Raw genomic sequence first — 20,835 nt, forward strand, 5'->3', positions numbered from 1 at the left:
CGGCCGCCCGCCGCCCAGTACTCCGCCGCCTCGATCAGTTTCCCAGAGCTGCCCCGCCCCGGTTGGCCTTCTGGAACTCCTCGGTGATCCGGTCGTAAGCCTTGGGCACGTCGTTCAGCAGCCGCCGGACGTTGTCGAAGGTGAACGCCGCCTCGGCGCCATCCTCCGCCTGCACCTCCCGCCATCCCGAGGCCAGCCGCAGGACGTGGGTGGCGTGCATGTCCAGCACCGCGGCGGTCAGCTCCGGCCCGGTCAGCGCCTCGAGCATCCGGGCGTCCTCCGCCAGCGCGGCATAGGCGGCGCCGATCTCCTCCACCGTCATGCGGTTGTAGAGCAGGGTGATCTGGTGGTTGACGGGCGTGCCGGCCTCGTTGCAGACCGGCAGCATCACCTTGCGGGCAATGGGTTTGCCAAGTACTTCCTGGGTGCCTAGCTTGAATGCCATGAATCCGCCTCCTTAGCGGCAGGTAATGAAGACCTCGTCGTTGCCCAGCGCGCGCTGGCAGTCGAACTGGATCGTGTTGGTCGAGATGCCCTGGTCGTCGCCATAGTCGATCTCGGTGGGCGCGGCCTTGGGGACGTCGATGCGGACCGAGCCGTTGTTGCTGTCCGGCTGCTCGATGCCGATGGCGCCCGTGCCGTTGCCGGCGATCAGCGTCCAGGGATCGAACTGCGCGACGGTCGTCGCGTCCAGCGTGATGGAGCCGGAGGCTGCGCGGTCGGTGATGATGACGCCCTGGTAGCCGACCACCGAGCGGTAGGCGGCCCGCTGGCCCAGGTCGAGGGAAAACTTGCCCATCTGCAGCCCGGAGGCCCCGCCCGTGAGCGGCTTGCCGAAGACCTGCCCGTAGGTGCGCCCGTAGCCGACCTCCCAGGGATCGACCCAGTTGGACACGGCCACGCCGGTTTCCGCGGCGTCCGCCACGCCGCCGTACAGGCCGATCAGCTCGAAGTCGAGCATGCCTGTGTCCTTGGCCGAGGCGTCGATCTTGACGTTGCCGCGGCAGCCCAGCAGCTTGTGCCGAACCTGGTTGCCTTCGTTGTAGTAGATGGTCGCCGACTCCATGGTCAGGATGTCAGACACCGGGTTATAGCGGACGAACGGATCGACCGAATAGAGCGAGGTCGCGTCCGGCGTGACGGTCCACGGCCGGTCGACCGTCGCCACCCTGGTGCTGCCGACGTAGCCGATGATGGTGGCGGACTGGCCGATGCCGGCGCCGCCGGTGATCCACACCCGGGCGCCGACATAGACGCCGTCGATGCTGGAGGCGCCGGCCGCCAGCTTCAGCGTGGTGGTGGTGGACCCGCTCTGCGCGGTGCCGGTGACCGCCGCGGCAGAGGCCGTCTCCGCCATGCCGCAGGCGCGCAGCGCGAAGCCGTACGGCGGCGCGGTGCCGGGCGTGAGCGCCGAGACCAGGTCGCACTTGAAGGTGACCGACAGGTACAGCAAGGCCGCCACCCCGGCCCCTCTTCCCCAAGGGCGAGGGGAGGATATGAGCGATGAGGAATTCGCGGCGTTCGTGCGGAGGCAGCAGAAATGAGCTTCCAGAAGCCAAGGGGCCTGCGCAACAACAACCCCGGCAATCTCGTCTACAGCCCCCGCAACGCCTGGGAAGGCCAGATCGGCCACGACAGCAGGTTCTGCCGGTTCGAGCAAATGTCCGACGGGGTGCGGGCGCTGGGGGTGACGCTGCTCAACTACCAGAGGAAGCGCCAGCTCCACACCGTCCGCCAGATCATCACCCGCTGGGCGCCGCCGAACGAGAACGACACCGCCACCTACATCCGGCGGGTGGCCGCCGCGCTCGACGTAGGGGCGGATGACCGGATCATCCTGTCCGACCGGAAAACGCTCACCCTGCTGGTCTGGGCCATCAGTACCCACGAGAACGGCGCGATGGCGTGCGAGCGCTGGCTCAAGCATGAGGATGTGGAAGCGGGGGTGGACCGTGCGTTGCGTTAGCGGATTCCCGGGCGCGGCGATTCTGGCGCTACCGCTAACGCTGGCGGGGTGCGTGCAGGTGGGGCCGAAAGATCTGGTTCCGAAGCCGATCCTGACACCGGCATTCGCGCCGGAGTCTTGTGCTCTGCCCGATCTGCCGCCGTTGGCATCGACCGTGTTCGTCGATATCGCCCCGGGTCGGCCTCCCAAAGCCGATGCCGGCGGCAAAGCGCTGGTGGTCGGCTATGGACAGGCGCGGGATGCGATTCACGCCTGTAAGGAGCGCTGATGCTGACGCCACAGGAAAAATGTGTGGGTGGCGGGGCGTTGCTGATGCTGGCCTTCTGCATCGGTGTGCTTGCCGGTTGCGACTGTCTGGCTTGTTCGCCAACCGGCTACCTGACGTTCCCTGACGCATCGGGATTTGTTCATGGCGAACAGCCGACGGAATTCGGGGCCGGCCTGTCGTGTGAAATCGGAGATCAGCATGGACGCCGCTGACATTGCGGAAGATCACATCGAGCAAGAGCTCGAGCTGAACCGGCGCGCTGCGCTGGACATGATGAAGCCGGACATGCCGCAGGTCGTGGTTGCCGGCGAAGACGGTGCGCCGACGATCATTTGCTATGACTGCGAGGAGCCGATTCCACAGGGTCGGCTCGATGCCTATCCGACGGCGATTCGCTGTATGGACTGCCAGGTTGAGCACGAGCGCTATTTGGCAGCGGAGGCGCGGCGATGACAGTTTCGTTCGACTTCAACTTCTGGACCGTCTTGATGTTCATGATGAACTTCGGCGTCGTGGCCTGGGTTCAGGTCAGCAATCGCAGCAAGGCGGCTACCGACGAGCTCAAGGCGGTGCAAAAGAGAGCGTCCAGCGAAACCAAAACGCTGGAGGAAAAAGCCATGCACCGGTTGGGGCAGCACTCCGAGCGCATTTCTGCGCTGGAAATGGCGGCCGAGAACGCTATCAAACATGACGACCTGGCAGCAGTACACCGGCGCGTGGATGGCCTGATGACGCAGCTCAGTCGCATGGAGGGTCAGGTTGGGCAAATGGCTGGCCAGGTCACTCAAGTGCTGACCAATTTGGACCGGCTCACAGGATTGATGATGCACCAAGGGAGCAAGTTATGAATCGCGAGGACGTGCGTTTCCATATCCTGAAGATTCTACGGGAGCAGCCCAACTACACCACCAATCAAGAGGTGCTACTCGCCGCCTTGCGTAACGCTGGCCATGCCATGAACCGCGACCAGCTCAAGATCGAGCTGGCCTGGCTGAGTGCCAATGCCGATGCTGTACTCGATACCGCGTGCCAGGGCGTACATATCGCCACGTTGACGATGGAGGGCCTGGAAGCGCTGGAAGGTACACGGGCGATTCCCGGCATTCGGCGGCCGTTGCCGGGCGAGACGGGCTGATGCCGCCACGCCCAGCAATCGATCTACTGCCCGACGCTATACGCGACGAGCTGAACGCGCGACTGGTGAGCAATGGGTTCGGCGGTCTGGAAGCGCTAAGTGCGTGGCTGGGCGAACAGGGGTACAAAATATCGAGATCGGCGCTAGGTCGGCATAACATCAGTCTCAAAGAGGCGATGGACAAAGCGATGGATCGTGCACGCACTCGATTGGAATGTGCAAAAGCGCTGAAAGGAATGTCGGACGGCGATAAGGCGGCGCTGCTGGAAGCGAACGAGATGATCGCGCTGGATAAGCTCATGGATCTATGGGACGACTGGGATGCTCATGAGCCGGAAGCTAAGGCCGAGCTATTGCCAAAGCTGGTGCGCGCTTCAGCCGACCTGAACCGCTCGGCGGTGGGTACCGCGAAATGGAAACGTGATTTCGAGGCACGAATTCGCGCGGAGGAACGAGCCAAAGCGGCCGACGTGGCCACGAAAGCAGCGAAGTCTCAAGGCGTATCGCCCGAAACCATCGCCCTGATCCGGCGGGATGTGCTGGGGATGGCCACGTAATGGGCGCCGCCAAAGTCATTCCGCCGAATCCCGCCGGGCTGTTTCTGCCGTTCCAGGCCGATTGGGTGAAGGACCGCAGCCGTCTGAAGCTGATGGAGAAGTCGAGGCAGATCGGCTTGTCCTGGAGCACGGCGTATGCCGCCGACGAGCGCACGGCCGAAGTGGGCGCCAAGTGGGACCAGTGGGTCTCCAGCCGCGACGATCTGCAAGCGCGGCTGTTTATCGAAGACTGCAAGCGGTTTGCCCAGCTCCTGCACCTGGCGGCGGAGGATCTCGGCGAGCGGGTCATCGACGAGGACAAGAAGATTTCGGCCTATGTGCTGCATTTCGCCAACGGCCGGCGCATCCACTCCATGTCCAGTAATCCGGATGCCCAGGCCGGCAAGCGGGGCGGCCGCATTCTGGACGAATTCGCCCTGCATCCCGACCCGCGCAAGCTCTGGTCGATCGCGTACCCCGGCATCACCTGGGGCGGTTCGATGGAGATCATTTCCACCCACCGCGGCAGCCATAACTTTTTCAACCAGCTGATCCGGGAAAGTCGGGAAAACGGCAATCCGAAAAAGATCAGCCTGCATCGCGTCACGCTGCAAAACGCACTCGACCAGGGCTTCCTCTACAAGCTTCAGCAGTCGCTGCCTGAGGACCATGAAGTCCAGGCGATGGACGAGGCGGCGTATTTCGATTTCATCCGCTCCGGCTGCGCCGACGAGGAGTCGTTTCTGCAGGAGTACATGTGCGAGCCGGCCGACGACGATGCGGCTTTCCTTGAATATGACCTGATCGCGAGCTGCGAATACCCCGCCGGCGAAGCCTGGGAATTCGACCTCGACGCGTTATCCGTCGCCCGCGGCCGGCTGTATGCCGGTCTCGATATCGGCCGCACCAAAGACCTGACGGTGTTATGGGTGTTGGAGCTGCTCGGCGACGTGCTCTATACCCGCCTGATCGTCGAATTGCGCAATATGCCGAAGCCCGACCAGGAAGCCATCCTGTGGCCGATCATCGCGATCATGCAGCGCACCTGCATCGATAAAACCGGGCTCGGTATCGGCTGGGTGGACGACGCGCAACGAAAATTCGGAGAAACACGGGTGGAGGGCGTGACGTTTACTGCCAGTATCAAAGAGGCGCTGGCGTATCCGGTGCGTGGCGCAATGCAGGATAAGCGCCTGCGCATCCCGTACCGGCCGGAAATTCGCGCGGACCTCCGGGCCGTGACCAAAGTGACCACTGCAGCCGGCAACGTCCGGTTTACCGCCGAGCGATCGGAGAACGGCCATGCCGACCGGTTCTGGGCGCTGGCGCTGGCGAAGCATGCCGCGTCGACGCCTGCGGCACCGATCGACTTCCAATCCATCGGCGGCCGTCGTGCCGTGATCGACGCCGGTGAAAACGAGCTGGCCCTCACCGACCGCGGCTTCGGCACCGTGTCTGGCTTGGCCGACTTCGAGGGGTATTGAGATGGGATTCTGGGATTACATCGCTCGAGCTGCCGCACCATTCGACTCCGCTCACGGCAGGCCCTTGCCGCCCTTCGCCGAACTGGCGGAGACCGCCGGCCCGGAATTCGACGAGATTGCGACCACGCACGACGGCCGCGACGTCACCCGCGGCTACATCCACCCCGACATGATCCTGCCGTCCTCGGACGAAATCCTGCAGGCCAAGGGCGGGGACCTGAAGGTCTACGCAGAGGTGCTGCGCGACGACCAGGTGCAGGCCTCGTTCGGCCAGCGCCGCAGTGCCGTGACCTCCGCCGAATGGGACGTGGAGCCCGGCGGCACCAAGCGGATCGATAAGCAGGCCGCCGAGTTCGTCAAGGCGCAGCTAGAGCACATCGGCTGGGACCAGCGCACCGACAAGATGCTGTACGGGGTGTTCTATGGCTGGGCGGTGGCCGAGTGCCTGTGGGCGCGCGACGGCGCCCAGATCGTGCTGGATGCGATGAAGGTGCGCGACCGGCGCAGGTTTGCCTTCGACGGCGACTTCCGTCTGCGGTTGCTGACGGGCAGCAACGCCCAGGGCGAGCTGATGCCCGAGCGCAAGTTCTGGGTGTTCGCCACCGGCGCCGACCATGACGACGAACCCTACGGCCTGGGGCTGGGACACTGGCTGTATTGGCCGGCCTACTTCAAGAAGAACGACATCAAGTTCTGGCTGATCTTCCTCGAGAAGTTCGGCATGCCCACCGGCAAGGGGACCTATCAGCCCGGCGCCACCGATGCGGAAAAACGTAGGCTTCTGTCCGCACTGCGGGCGATCCAGCGCGACTCGGGCGTCATCATCCCGGAAGGCATGACCATAGAGCTCATCGAGGCGGCCCGTTCCGGCACCGCCGATTACACCGCGCTGTACGACCGGATGGACGCCGCGATCAGCAAAGTGGTGCTGGGCCACACCGGCAGCACCGACGCCACGCCCGGCCGACTGGGCGGCGAGGACAACGCCAATAAGGTCCGCCGCGACCTGGTCAAAGCCGATGCGGATCTGATCTGTGAGTCGGCCAACCGGTCCTTCATTCGTTGGCTGGTCGACTGGAACTACTCCGGCGCGGCCTACCCAAAGGTCTGGCGCGACGTCGAGGAACCGGAAGACCTCAAATCCCGCTCCGAGCGTGACAAGAACCTGTTCGACATCGGCTTCAAACCCACCCTGAAAGAGATCAAGGAAACCTATGGCGGGGAATGGGAGGAAGTGAAGCCTGGGCCGCCGCCACCTGCGCCAGCGGCGGACCCGGCTCAGGCCGACGGCTCGGCGGCTTCGGCTTCGCTCAGCACGAGTCCGCTCACTGCAAGTCTGGCCGAGGGCGATCCCGCCCCCGACGTGGTCGACCAATACGTCGAGCGCCTGGGCAAAGAGGCCGAACCGCTGATCGAAAAAGGGCTGCTTGACCCGATCCGCACGGCGCTCGACAAGGCCATCGCCGACGGCCAGACGCTGGCGGAATTCACGGAGTCGTTACCGTCGCTCTACGCCGAGATGGACGCTCGAGACTTCGCCGAATTCATGGCGCAGGGGATGTTTTCCGCCGGCATGGCGGGGCGGTTCGAAGTCCGCCAGGGGGAATGAACATCGCCTTCGACCTTAATTGCAATTTTGAATGGAGTACCCCCCATGCCTATTCTCGCGACCTCACCGTCAACTGTCGTACATCCAGAGATTCCCTACGACAAGTACCTGGTTGAGCTTACCCTCGCCCCTGTCGTCATCACCAACAACATCGAGGGGGCGATGTCCCTGAAGCTGACCCCATACCGCTACCTCCCGGATGGCACGCTGGACACCAACCAAGCTGGAGTCAGGTACGAAGGGTGCGGGGCCTGCTACGCGCAGGCTGAGACAGACCCTGCGCTGGCTGCTGCTATGGCAGCGATTCTTCCGGCGATCCAGGCGTTCATTACCGCTCGCGGGTATTAAGCCGTGGCCATCATCCTCGCAGCGCAGAACGGTAATGCCAGCGTTCCAGCAACGTGGACGGGAGGTGTCGTACCGGGGCCGGGGGATGTTGCAGTTGCAAACGGCAAATCCATCGTTATCGACTTCGATTGGACGCTAGCTGAGGTCAGGAACGATGCGACAGGCGGAGCGGTACAGGGTGGGCGATTCCAACTCCCCGGCAACCGGACGCTTACGGCGACTATTTACGCTGGGAACGCATATCTAACAGAGTTCGGGTGCGTTCAATATACGGGTGTTGCCGGAGAAACTTCCTATGTTGTTGGAGACGCGCATGGAGGAACCGGGACAAACGTAATGGGTATAACCCATCGCGTAGCAGGCGACCTTTACGTCATTGGCGATGTTTACGGATGTTCAGGTCAGTCATCCGTGGGACTTTATGTCTACGGAACCGGGAAGGCATGGGTGAAACGGGCAATAGCTGGGACCGGGTTTGCATCAAACGGTCTCGGAGGGGTCGCCGTTACAACGATCGTATTTTATGAGGAGTCCATCAGCGGTCCTGGCCCGTATTACTGCAGCGGAGTATCCGGAAGCGGAGGGTGCAGAATGCTGCCTGTTACTAACCGGAAATATGAGGTTGTTCTCGATGATGGGACGATCGAAACATTCCGGCCAGTGTCGCTGGTTGTTCCAGCACAACTCGATGTTCGCTCCGGCGCAGTCTACGGAGATGCTGCCTATACCGGGTCACTTGCCGTCCCGCCTCCGGCCAGGGTGTCGGTGGGGATTCCTACCGATGACACAGTTGGGACTGGGTATATCACAGCAGCCGACCTTGCGGCAGACCCCACAATTGCCGGCATAGCCTCTGGGGTACAGGCGATCAACGATCGCATCGTGTACAACGTACCGGCTGGTCCGGTGGTATCCATTCCCGCTCCCTCCGGACCAACCAAAACGATCGCATGGACGTATTGCTACGATGTCCATGGCGCGCTGGCGGCCGGCATCGAAGTCATGATTCGGATGCGCGATGCCGTCGGATCAAAAGGTGCGTATTCCGCGCAAGTGGTGAAAGCATTGAGCGGCGCCGACGGCATCGCAACGCTGGAAATTCCGCGCAATCCGAAGGCACTCTTCGACGTCCGGCGCGGTTCCGGCCCCTGGATTGAGTTCTCCGGGGTGGACGCCGATTCGATTGAGCTGCCGGCTGTTATCGGCTGATGTCCGCCCAATACGGCTCCCTGCCATTCGACGAGGCGATCCGGTTCTTCCGCGGGAAGGACCTGGTCCCGACCGACCGCTGGGCGGACGTCTGGAAGGAACAGCACGATGTCGGCTTCATGGTGTCCGGCGCTGCCAAGGCGGACCTGCTGGCCGATCTGCATGGGGCTATGCTCAAGGGGGTGGCCAAGGGTACGACGCTGGCGGAATTCCGGAAGGATTTCGATGCGATCGTGGCCCGTCATGGCTGGACGGGCTGGAAGGGGGAGGAATCCGATGCCGGCAGGGCCTGGCGCACCCGGCTGATCTACGAAACCAATCTGCGCACTTCCTACCAGGCCGGACGCTGGGCACAGGTACAGGCGGGCAAGCAATGGCGGCCGTACCTGGAATATAAGCACTCCGATCTGTCTGCCCATCCGCGCCCGCTGCACAAATCCTGGGACGGGCTGGTGGTGACCGTCGATGATCCGTGGGTGCAAACCCATTGGCCGCCCAACGGCTGGGGCTGCAAGTGCCGGATGTTCGCGCTGTCCGAGCGGGATCTGCGGCGGATGGGCAAGACAGGACCGGATACGCCGCCGGACGATGGCAGCTACGACTGGACGGACAAGGTGACCGGCGAAGTGCACCGGGTGCCGAACGGCATCGATCCTGGCTGGAACTACGCGCCGGGCGCCTCGCGCACGGATCTGATGCGCAAGGAGATCGAGCGGAAGGTGGCGAAGCTGCCGGCGGGAATTGGGCGACAGTTGAAAGATGAGCTTTCCTTGCGATTCACCCAGCCGGCGGGGGAATTTACGCCTTACGATACAGACTATCCGTCAGCGAATCCGGATATTTCGACGCCGTTGAAGGCGGCCATCATCCGATTCGAAGACGCTGTCCGGAGCGATCTGGCAACAGAACATGCCGCCCTGCTGGATAGTCAGGGCGCCATCCTCCTGCAGCGAAGCGGGCAATCGGATCGGGTCACTTTCACGCATGCCGAGCTGACACCCATGGCTGGCGCGACGTTCAGCCATAATCATCCCGGCGGCGCGTCGTTCAGTCTCGAAGACATCGCGCTCGCCGCGGCGTATGATTTTGCCGAAATCCGGGCCGTGACTGCGCTATTCAGACACTCAATGGCCGGGCCATGGCCGGCCGAAGCGGATTTGGCGCGCGTCTACGCCGAAGAGTTTCCGAAGGCCGAAAGCGAAGTTCGGGACCGGGTAAAAACCGGACAACTGCGCGCCATACATTACGGATTCGAGGTGCGGCACCGTGTTTGGGTGCGCGTCGCATCCCGTCTTGGCCTGGTTTACCGTAGAGAGAAATCATGAATAAGCCGCTCGATCAGCGCCAACCCGATGATCTTGTCGTATTCGACGGCCCTGACGCTTTTGCCGATACCGAGCGCGCGCAGCGGGAGTTCGATGATTGGTATCGGGACGTCTGGCTAAACCTTCCCCCTGAAGAGCAAGATCGGCAGCTGGAAGAGGCTCGGGGCCGGCTCGCGCGGAAGGGGTGAACGCATGGCCGGCACGTTCATTCGAGTCGATGACGAGAACGCCAGGAAGGCCCTGGCGGAACTGGTGCGCCTGATCGGCAATCCGGAACCCGCACTCCGTGACATCGGCGCTTATCTGGAGCGGTCCCACGATGAACGCTTCGCCGCGGGGGAAGCGCCGGATGGCTCGAAGTGGGCGCCGCTTTCAGAGTCCTACCGCGCTATCAAGCCGCAACACCGGGACAAGGTGCTGGTGCTCGAGGGGCATCTGCGCAATTCCCTTCATTACCAGGTCGAGGACGACGGCCTGCTGTTCGGTACCGACAGAATCTACGGGGCTGTTCATCAGTTCGGTGCGGCGATGGGGGAGTTCGGAAGGTATTACCAGCTGTCGCGTTTGAAGTACGACAAGAACGACTTCAGGCGCCATGCCGGCTCGAAGAAAGGACATCCGATTCCGTGGGGAGACATCCCTGCGAGGCCGTTTGTCGGCTTGTCCGATGCCGACCGGGAAGAGATCGCCGCGATTCTTGAGGAGCACATTCAGGCCGCGATCGGCTGATTTGTGTTGTTGCGTCGTGTGAAACGTTTTTTCGTTTTGACGTCCAGTTTCTTCCTTCTTCATCCCTGGTCTTCCCGTTTATCTCACACATTCCCGTTCATTTATCTCACTCTCACTCACGATCGCCCGGCGGGTTCGGCGCTGACCATCGAGCCTTGCTACGACAGGCGCATCGAGCGCGACGTCAAGGTCTATTTCGATCGCTTCTACAGCCTGTCGCTGGACCATTTCACCGTGGGCGGCGTGGCTTTCGAACGCGAAGATGCCGAGCGTTTCCGCTCGATTCGGGCGGCATGAGGGCCGGTGGCGTACGGCGTGGGCCCTCCGGGATTTCGAAGCGATCGGGGACGAGGCATGGAGGAAGAAGGTCTGGCCATCGACGACGTGCAAGGCCGAGCGGACCTGCGCCGGATAGACATCGACAGGGTCGGGATCAAGGGCATTCGCCATCCGGTGAGGGTCCGGGATCGAAGTCTGGGCGAACAGCACACCGTCGCCCGTTTCGACATGGCAGTGAGTCTGCCGCACCATTTCAAGGGAACCCATATGTCGCGCTTCGTGGAGATCATCAATGGCCACGACCGCGAGATCGACATCGTCTCCTTCGAGGCGATGCTGGCGGAAATGATGCAGCGCCTGAACGCCGAGGCGGGTCGCATCGAAATGCGTTTTCCCTATTTTCTGGAAAAACGCGCGCCGGTGACAGGTGTCCGGAGTCTCATGGATTACGAGGTCGCCTTGATCGGCGAAGTTTCCGTCGCCGCAACGACGACATGGCTTGGTGTGACCGTGCCGGTCACCAGCCTGTGCCCTTGTTCCAAGGCGATTTCCGAACGCGGCGCTCACAACCAGCGCTCTCATGTCACGACCGCCGTGCGCATGCGTGATTTCGTGTGGATCGAAGAGCTGATCGAGTGGGTGGAGGCAGAGGCCTCCTCGCCGATTTACGGTCTCCTGAAACGTCCCGACGAAAAGTACGTCACCGAATACGCCTATGACCATCCCCGCTTCGTCGAGGATCTGGTACGCGGCGTGGCCGCCCGCCTGGACACCGAACCGCGCATCGCGGCATATGCGGTCGAGGTGGAAAATTTCGAGTCCATCCACAACCATTCGGCCTACGCGCTGATCGAGCGCGACAAGCGGACGGCGGACGCTTGAGACCTCGGCCTTCTGCCGCTGGCGGCCTTGGATTCCCTGGGACGGGAGCCGATGCGATCGAATAGAATGGCAGGCCCGAAATCGCCCGACCGTTCCATGAACCGATTGCTCGCCTTGCTCGCCCAGGATCGCCCGCTGATCATGGGCATCCTCAACGTCACCCCCGACAGTTTCTCCGACGGCGGCCTGTATGACGATGTCGAGCAGGCCGTCCGCCGCGGCGTGTTCATGGCGGGAGAGGGCGCCGACGTGATCGACGTGGGGGGAGAGTCGACCCGGCCGGGAGCGGAGCCGGTCGAGGCCGCGGTCCAACTGGCTCGTGTGGTACCGGTCATCGAACGCCTGCGGGGGCTGCTCCCCGGACGGGTGGCGATCAGCGTCGATACGACACAGGGGGAAGTGGCCCGCGCGGCCCTGAGGGCCGGTGCCGATCTGATCAACGACGTGTCCGCGGGGCGGGATGATTCCGCGATGCTGCCGCTGGCGGCGGCCGAGCGCGCGCCGGTCGTGCTGATGCACATGCAGGGTACGCCTTTGACCATGCAGGAGCGGCCGCATTACGAAGACGTGGTTGCCGAAGTGCTGGCGTTCCTGCTGGAGCGGGCGGAGGCAGCCGGGCGCGCCGGCGTTCCGCACGACTCCATCCTGCTCGATCCGGGCATCGGCTTCGGCAAGCGGCGGGACGACAATCTGAAGCTGATGGCCCACCTGGACCGCTTCGTCGCAACGGGGTATCCGGTGCTGCTGGGCACCAGCCGGAAGCGCTTCATGGGGGCGGTCTGCGGCGAAACCGAGCCGGCGGCGCTGGTGCCGGCGACGGTGGCGACGACCGCGCTGGGTGTATCAGCCGGCGTGCGGGTGTTTCGGGTTCACGACGTGAAGGAGAATCGGCAGGCGGCGGATGTCGCGGAGGCGATCCGCCGAGCGCGGCTTTAGGTTTTCAGGCCGCCTGAACCGGGATGGCGTGGCTGGTCCGGGTGATTTGGTTGTTTTCGTCGACGTAGACGAGGTTCGGCCGGTAGGCGGCCAGTTCGGCCTGGTTCAAACCGACGTAGGCGCAGATGATGACGATATCGCCCACGGCGGCGAGGCGGGCGGCTGCGCCGTTGACTGAGATGGTGCCGGATCCGTCGGCGGCGCGGATGGCATAGGTGGTGAAGCGTTCCCCGTTGTTGACGTTGTAGATCTGGATTTGCTCGTATTCGCGAATGCCGGCACAGTCGAGCAGTGAGCCGTCGATGGCGCAGGAGCCTTCGTATTCGAGCTCCGAATGGGTCACACGCGCTCGGTGCAACTTGGCTTTCAACATCGTGGTTTGCATTGAGCGTACCTGTCAGGTCTGATCAGGGCGTGGGATTATGCCGGATGGGCCGGAGTGTAGCAATCCGGCGACTGTGGCGAATCGGAAACAATCCATTTCGTCAACGGGTTGTGTCGAGGGAAATCAGGACGTTGTCGATCAATCGTGCCCTGCCCAGATGCGCCGCGGCCAGGATCACGAGCGCGCTGTCGTCTGCCGAAGGCGCGGCGAGGTCCTGCTGTCGCCGGATGCTGACATAATCGACCGAAAAACCACCGGTTTCGAGTGTCGCGCTGGCTTCTTGCTCGATGCGGGCATAGTCCCGTTCTCCCGCGCGCACGGCTTCGGCGGCCTGGTTCAGGGTGCGGAAGATGAGGGAGGCGCGTTCCTTCTGCTCCGGGCTGAGATAGGCGTTGCGGGAGCTCATGGCGAGGCCGCTGGGCTCGCGGACCGTCGGGACACCCATGATCGTCACGGCCATGTCGAGGTCGCGCACCATCTTGCGGATGACGGTCAGTTGCTGAAAGTCCTTTTCGCCGAACAAGGCGAGGTCCGGCCGGACCCGGTTCAACAGCTTGCAGACCACGGTGGCGACGCCGCGGAAATGGCCGGGCCGGAATTTTCCGCAGAGTTGTTCCGACAGGCCGGGTACTTCGACAAAGGTGGCCGGCTGGCCGTCATCGGGGTAGACGTCGGCGGCGTCGGGCAGATACAGCAGGTCGGCCTGATGGGCGCGCAGTCGTTCGATGTCCTGTTCGGGCGTGCGGGGATAGGCGGCCAGATCTTCGTCGGGTCCGAACTGGGTCGGGTTGACGAAGATGCTGACCACTACCCGCCGGGCCTTGGTCTTCGCCGTGTCGACCAGATGCAGATGGCCGGCGTGCAGGTTGCCCATCGTAGGTACGAACGCGATGCTGTCGTCTGCCGCCCGCCAGGGCGCCAGGACCGCTTCCAGCTCCGTTTTGGTGGAGACGATTTTCATGGACCGTCGCGGCCGAAACTGTGCCTGTCGCCCGGGAAGATGCCGGCCTTGACCTCGCGCACGTAGGCCGAGACGGCCTCACGAACCCCTGCATTGCCGGCGAGGAAGTCTTTGCAGAAACGCGGGAGTCGTGCGCTCATGCCCAGCATGTCCTGCCAGACCAAGACCTGGCCGTCGCAATGTCGCCCGGCGCCGATGCCAATGGTGGGGATGTCGACCGCGGCGGTGATTTCCTGCGCCAGCTCCCAGGGGATGCATTCGAGCACCAGGAGCATTGCGCCGGCCTCGGCCAACTGGCGGGCATCTTCGACCAAGCGGCATGCCGATTCGGCGTCGCGACCCTGCAGCGCGTAACGGCCCAGCCGGTGGATGGCTTGCGGCTGCAGGCCCAGATGGCCGCATACCGGGACATTCTGTTCCGTCAGGAACCGGACCACGTCGAGCCGTTCCCGCCCGCCTTCCAACTTGACCACCTGCGCCCCGCCGTCGCGGATCAGCCGGGCGGCGCTGCGGACCGCCTGTTCCGGAGTGCAATAGCTCAGGAAAGGGAGGTCGGCCAGTACCAGTGCACGGCGCGCGGCTCGCTGCACGCAGGCCGTGTGGTACACCATGTGGTCGAGCGTGACACTCAAGGTGGTGGGCTGGCCCTGGATGACGTTGCCGAGCGAATCGCCCACCAGGATGACCTCGATGCCGGCTTCGTCCTGCAAGGCTGCGGACGAGGCGTCGTAGGCAGTGAGGCAGGCGATTTTTTCGCCGCGCCGCTTCATGGCGAGCAGGTCGGGCAGAGTCACCGGATCAGTCATGGGCGATGACCGAGAGGCCCCGCAAGGGGCAGTTCCGGACCAGTTCTCGCAAGGGGCCCCGGTCGGGAATGTCGAGGTCGGGCGCGATTTCCGCCAGCGGATACAGCACAAATTCCCGTTCGGCGATGCCAGGATGCGGCAGCCTCAGGGTCTCCGTGTCGAGTACGAGATCGTCGTAGAGCAGCAGGTCGAGGTCGAGCGTCCGGGGCCCCCAGCGTTCGCCGGTGCGTACCCGACCGTGGATCCGCTCGATCCGTTGCAGGGCGTGGAGCAGCGCCTGCGGTGCCAGGGAGGTGGCGACGGCCATGACGGCATTGACGTAATCCGGCTGGTCGCTCGGCCCCATCGGAGCACTGCGGTAAAGGCTGGAAAAGGCGAGTTCCCGCACGCCGGGGACGGCACCGATGGCCCGCCGGGCGGTCCGCACGGTTTCGGCCGCATTGCCGAGATTGCCGCCGAGACCGATGTAGGCCTTGCTTTCGCCGCTCATTCCGGGAAAGGATCAGGCCGCCGCTACCGGAGGGCGTCCGCGCCGTTTCCGGGGCCTGGATTTTCCGCCGGACCTGCGGCCGGTGCGGGTCATGGCCTTCTGCTCGGCTTCATCGGCAGACTGGAACCGAGTCCACCATTCCGCCAGCTCCGGTTCGGCTTCGCCGGTCTCCGCCCGCAGGACGAGGAAATCATAGGCGGCACGGAAACGCGGATGGCTCAGGAGGCGGAAGGGACGCCCCCCTTGCGTCTTGTCGAAACGGGACTGCAGCAGCCAGATTTCCCGCATCGGGAGCCCGATCGTCTTCGGGAAGGCGGTGTGTCGGATCTGGCGGGAGATGACCTTCGAGGCGGCCTCCTGATAAGCCACGATGGGGTTCTCGCCCTCGGCGATCCGGGCTTCGGCCCGGCTGCGGACCGGCTCCCACAGCAAGGCGGAGAACAGGAAATAGGGTGCGACGGCTTTGTCTTCCTGCACGCGCTGGTCGGTGCGTTCCAGCGCCTTGGCCAGGAAAATCAACGGGAACCCGCCATTTTCGCGGGCCAGGCAGTTTTCCGTTTCAGGGAAAAGCGAACCGAACAGCCGGAAATGGCGAAGCTGTTCGAAGGTCTGTACCGCGTAACCTGCCAGGAACAACTTGACGATCTCGTCGTAGAGGCGGGCCGCCGGAATGTCCCGCAGCAGGTCGGCCAGGCGGTGAATCGGTTCGGCGCAGCTCGGATGCAAGGTGAAGCCGAGCTTCACCGCAAACCGGATCGCCCGCAGCATCCGCACCGGGTCTTCCCGGTAACGCTGTTCGGGATCACCGATGAGTCGCAGCGACGCGTTGCGGTGGTCGTCCATTCCTCCCACGTAATCGATGACCGAGAAGTCGCTGATGTTGTAATACAGCGCATTGACCGTGAAATCGCGCCGGAAGGCGTCTTCCTCGATGGTGCCGTAGACGTTGTCGCGCAGAATGCGTCCGCCTTCGGTAACATGCTCGTCGTGCGGCTCGCGGGTCAATGCGCGGAAGGTGGCGACCTCGATGATCTCCTCGCCGAAGTGTACATGGGCGAGGCGGAAGCGGCGGCCGATCAACCTGCAGTTCCGGAAAACGGCTTTGATTTCCTCGGGGTGGGCATCGGTGACCACGTCGAAATCTTTCGGTTCCCGCCCCAGCAGCAGGTCCCGCACGCAGCCGCCGACCAGGTAGGCCTGATAACCCGCTTTACGCAGTCGATAGAGCACCTTCAGCGCATTGTCGCTGATCAGCGCGCGCGAGATCGAATGTTCGGAGCGGGAATAAATCCGCGGACCGGCGGAAACGGGATCCGGCGCTGCCGCAGCGGCGGGACGCAACGCACCGATCAGCCGTTTGATGAAGGCGAAGATTTCCAGAGGATTTGTTGGTTGTTTGGTTATAGGAAGTTGTACGGAAATCATAACCCAGCTCCAAGACCGGCTCAATCGAGCGCCCCTTGCGGCGCTCGTATCCATCGTCGAAATTCATAACTCGATGTCCAGAGACGAAATTTACAGACAGTCACAGTCATTCCTCGACGACTTCGGATTCGGTGAGAGCGTTGCGACCGTGTTCGATGACATGTTGGAGCGCTCGGTGCCCTTCTATGCCGAACTGCAGCGCATGATCGCCGAAATGGCCGGCGACTTCGCCATGCCGCACACCCGCATCTACGATTTCGGCTGCTCCACGGGCACCACCTTGATCGGCCTGGACCAGGCTATCGGGCCGCGTGGACTGACACTGGTGGGGGTCGACAACTCCCAGGAAATGCTGGCGAAATGCCGCGCCAAGATGGCAGGGCACGCCTTCGCCAACGCCGTCGAGCTGACCCGTGCCGACCTGAATCAGGGGGTCGTCATGGAGAACGCCTCGCTGGCCTTGATGATACTGACCTTGCAGTTCGTCCGCCCGCTCTACCGCGACAGGCTGGTCAGGGCCATCCACGACGGGCTGGAGGAAAATGGCGCGCTGGTTCTGGTGGAGAAAGTGCTCGGCGAGAGCTCCCTCTTCAATCGCTCCTTCATCAAGTACTACTACGAATTCAAGAAGCGCAACGGCTATACCGAACTGGAGATTGCCCAGAAGCGCGAAGCCCTGGAAAACGTCCTGGTACCGTACAAGCTGGCGGAGAACCTCGAGATGCTCGAATCGGCCGGCTTCCGCTACGTCGACGTGTTCTTCAAGTGGTACAACTTCGTCGGCATAGTGGCCGTCAAGTGAGGGCATCTGGAGATGTGCGCAGTCATGTAGTATCATGTGCCCCTCTTCCAAGACGGTTGAGCGGTATCCGGAAGCTTCCGGGAGTGCCGGTTTTCGATCTGTCCCCATCGTCTAGAGGCCCAGGACACCGCCCTCTCACGGCGGCGACGGGGGTTCGAATCCCCCTGGGGACGCCATAAAAATCAGCGGCTTAGTAATTTGCTCCCGTAACTGGGGGAAAATTGGGGGAAAATCCCTCGCTCTGATTCCAGCCGTTTCCGGCAAATAATCTCTGCCTCAAACTCCTCATCCGACAGCTTCGTGAGTTCGTAGAGGGTGTACCAGGAGTTAGGCAAATGGTGCGCATGCGCACCATTTGAAAGTCTCGGGTCACGGGCTATACACATGAGTCTCTGCGCGGTCTTTTCCGAAAACGGCAGCCCCTCGCACATCTGCGTGCGCTGCGCTTACATGGGGCGACACGGGCGACGGGGCGACAAAGCCCGTGGTTGCTGGGTTTTCGCTGGGCGACGGGTGGGCGACAGGGGCGACAGCGTCGCCAGTCCGATCAGGCAACGTATCACTGGAATGGTCCATCCACCGCTGGGGGTTGGGCGCCGGGCGTGCTGGTTTTACTGAGACTGAGGAAAACCGGCTGGCGAAGCGCCACTTCCGCCAATGGCGTGAGTGAAGGGTCGGATTTGAAATCGCGACCCGGTTTTCCACCAATGGGGTAAAACTCCTGAGCGCCTGCTGGTGAAGGGTCGCGTTTGAAATGCGACCCTTTCAGCCCGCTCCCCAATTTCGGGGAAAAGGGTCAGGTTCCCACGTGCATGTGGGTGTTGGTTTTTGGGAGTTTCCCCGAAAAGTGAGTGACCGCCTGCGTTCCCGCGGTTCTGCTCATTTCTGAGCGAAAGTACGCAAGACCTATTCCTGGCAGATAAGCCCAATCGCCTCGATGCTGGACGGATTCCGATTTCTGAAATCGCGCACTCTGCCTGTGCTCGCCAAAATCGGTGAACTCAAACGCGACATGGATAAGGCGAAGGGGGCGCAAGGGCAGCTGTCTGGGCGTGATTCTTCAGGCGGTTTCACGATACGACCGCCTGAAGAACAACCCCAAACACTCTCCGACCTCGGTATCGGCAAAGCCTGGACCCCCTCAGAAAAAGTCGCCATCGCTCGGGCGCTTGAGGAGGAGCTGAAGTCCACGGAACGGCGCGGAAGGCCATCGAATGAAATTCCGGACAATTGTCCGGAATTGAATGGCAAGGAATCCCGCGAGGTAGCCGCCGAAAAGGTCGCCATCGCCCGGGCGATTGAGGATGAGCTGAAAGTGAAGGCAGCAGAAAGACAAATCGCTCTTGCCGGGACTAGGAAGGGTGATAACTCAGACCTTCGTAACAATTGTTACGAAGGTGAGCCTGGAAAGCGCTCAGACGAGGTAGCCGCAGAGAAAGCCGGCTTCGGAAGCCACATGACCTACCGACGCGCCAAGCGGGTCGTAGACAAGGGCGTGCCAGAGCTGGCCGAGGCGATGGATGCGGGTGGGCGTCCAGCAGGTCAGGCATTGCTGTCGGGCTTGGCGTCGTCGGTCTGACCTGCCAGTTCGCGCAATGCCTCGTAGACCAACGTCCGCAACTCCTTCTCGATCTCCTGGACTGAGTCCAGTCCGGCCACTTTCACAGCGCCCCGGCCGGGCAGGTTTAGCAATTTGGCGCGGACGTTGGCTGCAAGCTCGGTCCAGCGCGATTGCACAACTTCAGCCGGGATTAGGCTCTTGCGTTTCACCTCTTCGTCCATCGCGGCGAGGTTCGCCTGGTGGTGAGCAAGGCGGGCTCGCTCGGCTTCAAGGTCGTAGATGGTGCCGTCGCTCGATGTCACGAAGTCGGCCTCGATGCGGGCGCGGAGCCATTGGCCAAACGCATCACATGGGTAAAGTCCATCGCCATTGCGCTGCGGCGGGCTGGCTTCGTTGTCGAGCTGACGCATTCGGCGCGGAGTGACGCCTACGATGTCGGCGGCCTGGAGCTGGGTGATTGTCTCGGTCATGGATGTCACGGGGTCAAGAGGAAATGAATTTCGGCAAATTTCCTGCGGGCTGTGGCTGAAACCCAGCAACCACGCGGGTTTCGTCGAGCATAGGAAGGAAATCCATGGGAACTCTGCGACTAGCGAAACATCGCGAGTTTGCACACCCGTATGGCGTAGGGCGCGGAAGAGGACCCGTCAGCCCAGGAAGTTCGAGCGCTTCCGCTGAACGCCCTGTCCTGGCAGGCCGAGTGCCCGGATAGCGTAGGTCGGAGACATGCCGGATTCGATCAACCGCGCCAGGCGGTCGGCTTCTTCCCTTGTGATGGGGCGCTGGACCTTGATGGTCTTGCCGGCGTGGGCGATGCGCCAGTTGGAGAACGTCTGTTTCACCTGGTCGTTGTCTCCGACTGCGGCCAGTATGGATTGCTCAAGGGATGAAATCGGGTCGTTGCTCATGGGGGTGTCCTGGTAGTGATGAAGGAAGAAGCCTTCGCCGGAGGAGGTAAGACTCCGGCGTCTGGCCCGCATGGCCTTTGAGTGGGTGACACCATGCGCCGCGCCGCGCGAGGTACGCGGTCCCCTAACTTGAGCGCCTTGAGGCATAGACGGCTGACGGATCGGGAAGCGCTCGGCGTGCGGGTGCCGATGTCGGCTTCGGCGCTCCAGGGGGATTTGCTGGAAGCGCCGAACCTACGCCCCGCGTGGCATTGCGTTTGGCGTAAATTCCGGATGCGTCGAAAAGCTCGCGGGTCAGTTGGACCGGGAAGGTCTTGGTCTGGCTCCGTTGAACCAGAGCGCCGGCATCGGCGGGAATCGATACAAGCGAAATCTCCAGCGGCGTGAAGCGGGTCACGCGCAGGGTATCCGGCTGGCCGTTCTTGCCGGGTATCAGGGTGGCTTCGTCGATGGAGTAGCCGATTGACACATTCCGGAGGATGCCGTCTTTCACGTCTTGCAGTATGGGCTGGGCGGAAGGACGATCGGATAGCCGAATCCTGGCGGTCCCCTTGCCGGCGGATACGCTGGCACGTTCCACCACGCCGATGACGCTGCCCACACCCGCGGCCTGGTGGCCGTCGAGGACGGGCGCTGCGCCCGAGTTCAGCCGCGTCAGATCAGCTCCGGACAGGTCCAGGACTTCGTTGAAATACCGGTTTTCCAGGAGGTCGTAGCGCTTGACGGCGGCGCCGGTCGACCACACTACGTTGAAGGTGCGTTTGGCGGAATCGGTGGTATCCGGAGTGATG

The 20,835-nt window shown here is 62.8% G+C and carries 29 protein-coding genes and 1 tRNA gene; 20 read left to right on the forward strand and 10 right to left on the reverse strand.

The features are described from left to right. Positions 1-34: 34 nt before the first annotated feature. Both ACSHWJ_RS14100 and ACSHWJ_RS14105 read right to left on the reverse strand, forming a co-directional pair. A complete protein-coding gene (locus ACSHWJ_RS14100; RefSeq protein ID WP_432539978.1) occupies positions 35-445 on the reverse strand; it encodes a phage tail assembly chaperone in 411 nt (136 codons plus the stop codon). 12 nt (positions 446-457) lie between these two features. Continuing rightward, positions 458-1,462, reverse strand: coding sequence for a hypothetical protein (locus ACSHWJ_RS14105; protein WP_432539977.1), 1,005 nt, complete (start codon positions 1,460-1,462; stop codon positions 458-460). Between the two features lie 78 nt (positions 1,463-1,540). Between ACSHWJ_RS14105 and ACSHWJ_RS14110 the strand changes: the two genes are divergently transcribed. The 17 genes from ACSHWJ_RS14110 to folP all read left to right on the forward strand — a co-directional run bounded on the left by ACSHWJ_RS14110 (position 1,541) and on the right by folP (position 12,706). Then, positions 1,541-1,966 carry a hypothetical protein gene (locus ACSHWJ_RS14110; protein WP_435920370.1) on the forward strand — a complete coding sequence of 142 codons (426 nt, stop codon included), beginning with the start codon at positions 1,541-1,543 and terminating at the stop codon, positions 1,964-1,966. Between the two features lie 58 nt (positions 1,967-2,024). Beyond that, complete coding sequence (locus ACSHWJ_RS14115; RefSeq protein ID WP_432540022.1) at positions 2,025-2,234, forward strand: hypothetical protein; 210 nt, start codon at positions 2,025-2,027, stop codon at positions 2,232-2,234. Next, complete coding sequence (locus tag ACSHWJ_RS14120; RefSeq protein ID WP_432540023.1) at positions 2,234-2,446, forward strand: hypothetical protein; 213 nt, start codon at positions 2,234-2,236, stop codon at positions 2,444-2,446. Before ACSHWJ_RS14115 ends, ACSHWJ_RS14120 begins: the two co-directional genes overlap by 1 nt. Continuing rightward, positions 2,433-2,687, forward strand: a complete 255-nt coding sequence (locus ACSHWJ_RS14125) for a TraR/DksA family transcriptional regulator (RefSeq protein ID WP_432540024.1) — start codon at positions 2,433-2,435, stop codon at positions 2,685-2,687. The genes ACSHWJ_RS14120 and ACSHWJ_RS14125 overlap by 14 nt, the downstream gene beginning before the upstream one ends. Next, on the forward strand, positions 2,684-3,082 hold the full coding sequence (locus ACSHWJ_RS14130) for a hypothetical protein (RefSeq protein WP_432540025.1): 399 nt from the start codon (positions 2,684-2,686) through the stop codon (positions 3,080-3,082). Before ACSHWJ_RS14125 ends, ACSHWJ_RS14130 begins: the two co-directional genes overlap by 4 nt. Further along, a complete protein-coding gene (locus ACSHWJ_RS14135; RefSeq protein WP_198321670.1) occupies positions 3,079-3,369 on the forward strand; it encodes a VpaChn25_0724 family phage protein in 291 nt (96 codons plus the stop codon). Before ACSHWJ_RS14130 ends, ACSHWJ_RS14135 begins: the two co-directional genes overlap by 4 nt. Beyond that, positions 3,369-3,926, forward strand: a complete 558-nt coding sequence (locus ACSHWJ_RS14140) for a DUF3486 family protein (RefSeq protein WP_282213515.1) — start codon at positions 3,369-3,371, stop codon at positions 3,924-3,926. Before ACSHWJ_RS14135 ends, ACSHWJ_RS14140 begins: the two co-directional genes overlap by 1 nt. Next, on the forward strand, positions 3,926-5,389 hold the full coding sequence (locus tag ACSHWJ_RS14145; protein WP_432540026.1) for a terminase large subunit domain-containing protein: 1,464 nt from the start codon (positions 3,926-3,928) through the stop codon (positions 5,387-5,389). Before ACSHWJ_RS14140 ends, ACSHWJ_RS14145 begins: the two co-directional genes overlap by 1 nt. Before the next feature lies 1 nt (position 5,390). Beyond that, a complete protein-coding gene (locus tag ACSHWJ_RS14150; RefSeq protein WP_432540027.1) occupies positions 5,391-6,998 on the forward strand; it encodes a DUF935 domain-containing protein in 1,608 nt (535 codons plus the stop codon). Positions 6,999-7,043: 45 nt separating this feature from the next. Continuing rightward, positions 7,044-7,346: a hypothetical protein gene (locus ACSHWJ_RS14155; RefSeq protein WP_432540028.1), complete on the forward strand. Its 303-nt coding sequence runs from the start codon at positions 7,044-7,046 to the stop codon at positions 7,344-7,346. A gap of 591 nt (positions 7,347-7,937) precedes the next feature. After that, positions 7,938-8,555: a hypothetical protein gene (locus ACSHWJ_RS14160; protein WP_432540029.1), complete on the forward strand. Its 618-nt coding sequence runs from the start codon at positions 7,938-7,940 to the stop codon at positions 8,553-8,555. Beyond that, positions 8,555-9,880: a phage head morphogenesis protein gene (locus ACSHWJ_RS14165; RefSeq protein WP_432540030.1), complete on the forward strand. Its 1,326-nt coding sequence runs from the start codon at positions 8,555-8,557 to the stop codon at positions 9,878-9,880. Before ACSHWJ_RS14160 ends, ACSHWJ_RS14165 begins: the two co-directional genes overlap by 1 nt. Beyond that, positions 9,877-10,068 (forward strand): hypothetical protein, encoded by a 192-nt coding sequence (locus ACSHWJ_RS14170; RefSeq protein ID WP_432540031.1) that lies wholly within the window; start codon positions 9,877-9,879, stop codon positions 10,066-10,068. Before ACSHWJ_RS14165 ends, ACSHWJ_RS14170 begins: the two co-directional genes overlap by 4 nt. Positions 10,069-10,072: 4 nt before the next feature. Then, positions 10,073-10,609: a phage virion morphogenesis protein gene (locus tag ACSHWJ_RS14175; protein WP_282213508.1), complete on the forward strand. Its 537-nt coding sequence runs from the start codon at positions 10,073-10,075 to the stop codon at positions 10,607-10,609. Positions 10,610-10,627: 18 nt separating this feature from the next. Beyond that, a complete protein-coding gene (locus ACSHWJ_RS14180; RefSeq protein WP_432540032.1) occupies positions 10,628-10,906 on the forward strand; it encodes a hypothetical protein in 279 nt (92 codons plus the stop codon). 57 nt (positions 10,907-10,963) lie between these two features. Next, positions 10,964-11,770, forward strand: a complete 807-nt coding sequence (gene folE2 / locus ACSHWJ_RS14185; protein ID WP_282213225.1) for a GTP cyclohydrolase FolE2 — start codon at positions 10,964-10,966, stop codon at positions 11,768-11,770. 96 nt (positions 11,771-11,866) lie between these two features. Then, on the forward strand, positions 11,867-12,706 hold the full coding sequence (gene folP, locus ACSHWJ_RS14190; protein ID WP_026045957.1) for a dihydropteroate synthase: 840 nt from the start codon (positions 11,867-11,869) through the stop codon (positions 12,704-12,706). Positions 12,707-12,710: 4 nt separating this feature from the next. Here the strand turns inward: folP and panD are convergent, their stop codons facing one another. The 5 genes from panD to pcnB all read right to left on the reverse strand — a co-directional run bounded on the left by panD (position 12,711) and on the right by pcnB (position 16,773). Continuing rightward, positions 12,711-13,091 carry an aspartate 1-decarboxylase gene (gene panD / locus ACSHWJ_RS14195; protein WP_010961544.1) on the reverse strand — a complete coding sequence of 127 codons (381 nt, stop codon included), beginning with the start codon at positions 13,089-13,091 and terminating at the stop codon, positions 12,711-12,713. 100 nt (positions 13,092-13,191) lie between these two features. Then, positions 13,192-14,052 carry a pantoate--beta-alanine ligase gene (gene panC / locus ACSHWJ_RS14200; protein WP_432540033.1) on the reverse strand — a complete coding sequence of 287 codons (861 nt, stop codon included), beginning with the start codon at positions 14,050-14,052 and terminating at the stop codon, positions 13,192-13,194. Next, a complete protein-coding gene (panB, locus tag ACSHWJ_RS14205) occupies positions 14,049-14,858 on the reverse strand; it encodes a 3-methyl-2-oxobutanoate hydroxymethyltransferase (RefSeq protein WP_432540034.1) in 810 nt (269 codons plus the stop codon). The genes panC and panB overlap by 4 nt, the downstream gene beginning before the upstream one ends. Beyond that, positions 14,851-15,348 (reverse strand): 2-amino-4-hydroxy-6-hydroxymethyldihydropteridine diphosphokinase, encoded by a 498-nt coding sequence (gene folK / locus ACSHWJ_RS14210; RefSeq protein WP_432540035.1) that lies wholly within the window; start codon positions 15,346-15,348, stop codon positions 14,851-14,853. Before folK ends, panB begins: the two co-directional genes overlap by 8 nt. 12 nt (positions 15,349-15,360) lie before the next feature. Further along, positions 15,361-16,773: a polynucleotide adenylyltransferase PcnB gene (pcnB, locus tag ACSHWJ_RS14215; RefSeq protein WP_017365408.1), complete on the reverse strand. Its 1,413-nt coding sequence runs from the start codon at positions 16,771-16,773 to the stop codon at positions 15,361-15,363. Positions 16,774-16,846: 73 nt separating this feature from the next. On the opposite strand from pcnB, the gene cmoA reads away from it, so the two are divergent. From cmoA to ACSHWJ_RS14230, 3 genes are all read left to right on the forward strand, one after another. Next, a complete protein-coding gene (cmoA, locus tag ACSHWJ_RS14220; RefSeq protein WP_017365407.1) occupies positions 16,847-17,575 on the forward strand; it encodes a carboxy-S-adenosyl-L-methionine synthase CmoA in 729 nt (242 codons plus the stop codon). 100 nt (positions 17,576-17,675) lie between these two features. Beyond that, positions 17,676-17,751: transfer RNA gene (locus ACSHWJ_RS14225), tRNA-Glu, on the forward strand. Positions 17,752-18,512: 761 nt separating this feature from the next. After that, positions 18,513-19,154: a hypothetical protein gene (locus ACSHWJ_RS14230; RefSeq protein ID WP_432540036.1), complete on the forward strand. Its 642-nt coding sequence runs from the start codon at positions 18,513-18,515 to the stop codon at positions 19,152-19,154. Here the strand turns inward: ACSHWJ_RS14230 and ACSHWJ_RS14235 are convergent. The 3 genes from ACSHWJ_RS14235 to ACSHWJ_RS14245 all read right to left on the reverse strand — a co-directional run. Continuing rightward, positions 19,118-19,606, reverse strand: a complete 489-nt coding sequence (locus ACSHWJ_RS14235; RefSeq protein ID WP_432540037.1) for a hypothetical protein — start codon at positions 19,604-19,606, stop codon at positions 19,118-19,120. The genes ACSHWJ_RS14230 and ACSHWJ_RS14235 overlap by 37 nt on opposite strands. Positions 19,607-19,783: 177 nt before the next feature. Next, positions 19,784-20,044, reverse strand: a complete 261-nt coding sequence (locus ACSHWJ_RS14240) for a hypothetical protein (RefSeq protein WP_218800968.1) — start codon at positions 20,042-20,044, stop codon at positions 19,784-19,786. A 124-nt stretch (positions 20,045-20,168) separates the two neighbouring features. After that, positions 20,169-20,835: HK97 family phage prohead protease (locus ACSHWJ_RS14245; RefSeq protein ID WP_432540038.1), on the reverse strand; the 667-nt coding region annotated here is incomplete at its 5' end.

Source organism: Methylococcus sp. S1M (assembly GCF_051295855.1).
GTDB classification, from domain to species: Bacteria; Pseudomonadota; Gammaproteobacteria; order Methylococcales; family Methylococcaceae; genus Methylococcus; species Methylococcus capsulatus.